Origin of the sequence: Ramlibacter sp. (assembly GCF_035706265.1) — a bacterium.
GTDB lineage: Bacteria > Pseudomonadota > Gammaproteobacteria > Burkholderiales > Burkholderiaceae_C > Ramlibacter.
The window spans coordinates 1-4,780 of sequence record NZ_DASSVG010000538.1; the positions used below are offsets into that span (position 1 = coordinate 1).

At 72.1% G+C, this 4,780-nt stretch carries 4 protein-coding genes; 3 read left to right on the plus strand and 1 reads right to left on the minus strand.

Annotated features, from left to right (window positions below):
• Window positions 1-99: 99 nt before the first annotated feature.
• Window positions 100-2,439, minus strand: coding sequence for a cation-translocating P-type ATPase (locus VFM98_RS19230; protein WP_325111507.1), 2,340 nt, complete (start codon window positions 2,437-2,439; stop codon window positions 100-102).
• A gap of 111 nt (window positions 2,440-2,550) precedes the next feature.
• On the opposite strand from VFM98_RS19230, the gene VFM98_RS19235 reads away from it, so the two are divergent.
• The 3 genes from VFM98_RS19235 to VFM98_RS19245 form a co-directional block, all read left to right on the plus strand.
• Window positions 2,551-2,994: a universal stress protein gene (locus tag VFM98_RS19235; RefSeq protein ID WP_325111508.1), complete on the plus strand. Its 444-nt coding sequence runs from the start codon at window positions 2,551-2,553 to the stop codon at window positions 2,992-2,994.
• Between the two features lie 55 nt (window positions 2,995-3,049).
• Entirely contained in the window at window positions 3,050-3,472 is a 423-nt protein-coding gene (locus VFM98_RS19240) for a universal stress protein (protein ID WP_325111509.1), read from the plus strand.
• A gap of 103 nt (window positions 3,473-3,575) precedes the next feature.
• On the plus strand, window positions 3,576-4,780 hold a 1,205-nt coding region (locus tag VFM98_RS19245), incomplete at its 3' end, for a type IV pili methyl-accepting chemotaxis transducer N-terminal domain-containing protein (RefSeq protein ID WP_325111510.1).

Sequence of the window (4,780 nt, forward strand, 5' to 3'; positions counted from 1 at the left end):
TGTTCGTTGGGCGTTGGGCGTTGGGCGTTGGGCGTTGGGCGTTGGGCGTTGGGCGTTGGGCGTTGGGCGTTGGGCGTTGGGCGTTGGGCGTTGGGCGCGTCAGGCGGGCGTGGGGGCCGGATGTTCACGCTCAACGCCCAACGCCGAACGCCCAACGGCAAGCCGCGCGAGCCGCGCGGCATTCAACACCACGAACAGCGAACTCCCCGCCATCCCGATCCCCGCCAGCCAGGGCGGCATCTGCCCCGCGATCGCGAGCGGCACCGATACCGCGTTGTACAAGGCGGCCCAGAACAGGTTCTGCCGCACCACGGCCCGCGTGCGCCGCGCCTGGCGCAGGATGGCGGCCACGCCTTCGAGCTGGCCGCCCTGGATGATGAAGTCGGAGCGGGCCTGCGCCACCGGCAACGCCTCTCCGAGCGCGATGGAGAGATCGGCACGCGCCAGCACCGGCCCGTCGTTCATGCCGTCGCCCACCATGGCCACGCGCCGGCCCGCGCCCTGCAGCGCCGCCACGTGATCGAGCTTGTCCTGCGGCGTGCGCCCGCCCAGCGCCCGGGCGATGCCGGCGCGTTCGGCCAGGCGCTGCACCGCCGCAGGCTGGTCGCCCGAAAGCACTTCGGCCTGCAGCCCCAGGCGCTTCAGGTCCGCCACGGCCTCGAGCGCGCCGCTGCGCAGCGTCTCCTCCAGGTCGAAGCTGGCCAGCCAGCCGGTCTCGTCGGCCAGGTGGACCTGGGCCGCGTCCGCACGTTCGTCCGGCGCGATGCCGCAGAAGGCGGCGGAGCCCAGGCGCAGCGAGCGGCTGCCGGCCGGCATCTCCACCCTGCCCTCGACGCCGCGGCCGCCGTGCTCCTGCACCGCGTTCACCTGCAGGCCTGCCTCCGGCGCCGCGGCTGCGAGTGCGCGCGAGGCGGGATGCAGCGAATGCCGCGCCAGCGCGCCGGCCAGCGCCTCGGCTTGGTCCACACCGGCGCGGGTGCGCAGCGCGCGCACGCTCATGCGGTCCACGGTGAGCGTGCCGGTCTTGTCGAACACCACGGTGTCGATCGAGGCGCCGGACTCCAGCGCGTCCAGCCGCTGCACCAGGATGCCGCGCCGGGCCAGCGCGCCGGCAGCGGCCAGCGTGGCCGCCGGCGTGGCGAGCGACAGCGCGCAGGGGCAGGTCACGATCAGCACCGCGACCGCCACCCCCAGGGCGTGGCCCGGGCCCTGCGGCCACCACCACCAGGCGGCCCCGGCCGCGCCGGCCAGCACGGCCAGCAGGAAGGGCGAGGCGAAACGATCCGCCAGCCGCGCGATGGCAGGCTTGTCCACCGAGGCGCGCTCCATCAGCGCCACGATCTGGCCGTAACGGGTGGCGGCGCCGGTGCGCTCCACCAGCACGACGACGGTGCCGGCGAGGTTGGCGCTGCCGGCGATCACCGGCTCGCCCGCACGGCGCGGGATCGGCGTCGATTCGCCGGTGAGCAGGGCCTCGTCGACCTGCGTCTCGCCGTCGACGATGCGTCCGTCGGCCGGGAACACCTCGCCGGCGTGCAGCCGGATGCGGTCGCCGGCCTGCAGGCGCCGCACCAGGATGCGCTCGTCATTGCCGTCGGCCCCGATCCTTTCCACCGTCTCGGGCAGGCGCCGCGCCAGCGCCTCCAGCGCGCCGGCGGTGCGATCGCGCAGGCGCTGCTCCAGCAGCCGGCCGGAGAGCAGGAAGAACACGAACATGGTCACCGAGTCGTACCAGACTTCGCCGCCCATGGGCCCGGACGGGTCGAAGGTGGCGGCAGTGCTGGCGCCGAAGGCGATCAGGATGCCCAGCGAGACGGGCACGTCCATGCCCACGCGGGCGTGGCGCAGGTCGCGCAGCGCGGAAGAAAAGAAGGGCCGGCAGGAGAACAGCAGCACCGGCAGCGTCAGCAGCCAGGCGGCCCAGCGCAGGAGCGCCGCCACGTCGGCGGTCATCTCGCCGGGCGCGGCCACGTACGCGGGATAGGCGTACATCATCACCTGCATCATGCAGAAGCCGGCCACCAGCCAGCGCCACAGCAGCATGCGCTGCGCCTGCCGGCGCGGCACCGCGGCGAGCTGGTCGGAGGCCGGCAGGCCGCGGTAGCCGGCGCGCTGCAGCGCCTCCAGCCACTGCGAGGGCCGGCCCCGGCCGGGCGCCCAGACGATGCGCGCCGTGGCCGTGGCGCCGTTCACCTGCACGTCCTCGACGCCAGGCAGGGGCTTGAGCGCCTGTTCGATGGTGAGCGAGCAGCCGGGGCAGTACATGCCTTCGACGGCCAGGTAGGACTCCCAGGCGTCCTCGCGGCCCTTCACGGGCCGGCTGAAGGATTCCCATTCGGCACGCTCGTCCAGCGCCGAGGCCGCCGCGCCGGCGTCCGCCCGCCCCTGCGCGGGCGGGGCCGCGGCGGGCATGGCGCTCGGGAGGGCAGCAGCTTGCATGGGACGAGACTAAGGGCCGGGCAGCGCCCGCCGCTTGATGCACATCAACCGCGACAGGGTGCCCGCGCCTAAGCTTGGCTCATCAGAGACCAGAAGAACGGGAGCTTTCGCATGTACCAACGCATCCTCGTGCCCACCGACGGCTCCGCGCTGTCGAAGAAGGCGGTCAAGAGCGCCGTCGACCTCGCCGCCTCGCTCGGCGCCGAAGTCATCGCGCTGAACGTGGTGCCGCGCTATCCGCAGTCGTATTTCGAGGGCAGCATCACCATCAATCGCGACGAGATCGCGCGGGTGGAGAAGCAGTGGGCCGAACAGGGCCAGGCCATCGCCGACGAGGTCGGCAAGGCTGCCGCCAAGGCCGGCGTCACGGCCCGGGGCGTCACGGTGAAATCCGACCTGGTGGCCGAGGCGATCCTGAACGCCGCGCGCAAGCACAAGTGCGACCTGGTCGTGATGGCCTCGCACGGCCGCAAGGGGATCAAGCGTCTGTTGCTGGGCAGCGAGACGCAGCACGTGCTGACCCATGGCAACATACCCGTGCTGGTCCTGCGCTGACACATTCAGAGATCGCCGGCACCCCCCTTCGAGAACAAGACCGAAAGAAGAAACCATGAAGATCCTCCTCGCTGCCGACGGCAGCAGCTACACCAAGAAAGCCCTCGCCTTCCTGGTCACCAACCACGAGATCGCCGGCGGCGACGGCCACGTCGTCGTGATCAACGTGCAGCCGGCGATGCCCCCGCGCGTGAAGAGCATGGTCGGCGCGTCCGCGGTGCAGGACTACCAGCGCGAGGAGGCCGAGAAGGTGCTCCGCCCGATCGAGAAGTTCCTGCAGCGCCACGACATCGCCTACACGGCGCGCTGGGTCGTGGGCAACCCCGGCGCCGAGATCGTCAAGGCGGCCAAGAAGGACAAGGCGCAGATGATCGTGATGGGCACCCACGGCCACGGCATCCTCGGCCGCGCCATCCTGGGCAGCGTCGCCCAGAACGTGCTCACGCAGATCGAGATCCCGGTGCTGCTGGTGAAGTGAGCCGAGGGGGCTTCGCCGGCCCCCGGGAGCAACCGGGCTCGCGACCGGAGGCCCGCTTGATGGCCGTCAACGTGCGCCCCCACCCGCCCCCTAAGCTGGCGGCGTGAAGCTCCCCCCGTCCCTCACCGCCAGGCTGGTTGCCACCGGGATCGGCCTGCTGTTGCTGGCGCTGGTGTCCATCAGCCTCACGCTGTGGGTCACCTGGAACATGCAGGGCGGCGCCGCGGCGGTCAACGAGGCGGGCCGCATGCGCATGCAGACCTACCGGCTCGCGCTGGTGCTGCATACGGCGGGGCCGGGCGCGGAGGCGCACCAGCTGGCCAGCGCGTTCGAGGAAAGCGTCGCGCTGCTGGAAAACGGCGATCCCTCCCGGCCGCTCTTCGTGCCGTGGTCGGACGCTTCGCGGGTGAGCTTCGCCGAGGTGCAGGGGCGCTGGCACGCGCTGCGCGCGGGCTGGCTCGATGCGCCGCTGGATCCGGATACGGACCTGGTGGCCGAGAGCGCCGCCTTCGCGACGCTGGTGGACGCCTTCGTGGCCGCCATCGAGGTGCAGATTTCGCGCTGGACCACCGTGCTGCAGATGTTCCAGCTCGCGCTGGTGGGACTCGCCGTCGCCAGCTCCGTGCTGATGTTCTATTCCGGCTACGTCTTCGTGCTGCGGCCGCTGGCGGGCCTGAAGAAAGGCTTTGCCGCCGTGCAGGCCGGCGACCTGCGCACCCGCGTGCAGGTGAACACGGACGACGAATTCGGCGAACTCGCCGCCGGCTTCAACGACATGACGCGCACCCTGCAGTCGCTCTACGAAGGCCTGGAGGAGAAGGTGCGCGAGAAGACGCGGGTCCTGGAGCACGAACGCCAGCGCCTCGTGGACCTGTACCAGGTCAGCGCCTTCGTCGCCGAGGCGCCCACGCTCGATGCGCTGGTGCGAGGCTTCGCCGCCCACGTGCGCCGCATCGCCACCGCCGATGCGTCGGCGGTGCGCCTGTGCGGGCAGGAGCCGCGGCGCTTCCTGCTGGTGGCGCACGAGTTCCTGCCGGACGACATCGCGGCGGCCGGCGCCTGCATCGAATCGGGTGCCTGCCACTGCGGCGAGGTGACGGCGCAGTCGCAGACGCGCGTGATCCCGATCGCCGACGCCGCGCGCCCCACGCTGGGCCACTGCGTCCGCGCCGGTTTCGCCACCGTGGTGTCGGTGCCGGTGCGCATCCAGGAGCGCCTGCTCGGCGAGGTCAACCTGTTCTACCGCCGCAAGCTGGAACTCTCGGGCGAGGACCGCGACCTGCTCGATGCGCTCGCCAGCCACCTCGC